Here is a 239-nt window from a genome sequence, read left to right as displayed (position 1 = left end):
GTCGATGTATTACCGTCTCCCCAATATGTTGCTAATTGCCGCCTGAGTTGAAAGTTAACTAGAACAGACTGAGCTCGAACCATAACATCATCATACATTCTCCATTGCGCAGTGTTTGCCATTTGTCTATAAGAGGTTCCAGGAGTAGCATCTGCCATCTTTGTAAGACCAATATTTGTTCCCATTGCCATCAGGGTTGCTAATACTACATTCTTCTCTTCTTTATCAGGAGATTTGTT

The 239-nt window shown here is 41.0% G+C and carries 1 protein-coding gene; it reads right to left on the bottom strand.

The annotated features are described in order from the left end of the window. Window positions 1-239: Tn3 family transposase (locus KVT31_RS29965; protein ID WP_217613770.1), on the bottom strand; the 239-nt coding region annotated here is incomplete at both ends.

It is taken from the genome of Bacillus sp. GbtcB14 (assembly GCF_019091205.1).
Taxonomy (GTDB): domain Bacteria; phylum Bacillota; class Bacilli; order Bacillales; family Bacillaceae_G; genus Bacillus_A; species Bacillus_A cereus_AG.
This window is presented reverse-complemented; position numbering and strand designations above follow the sequence as displayed.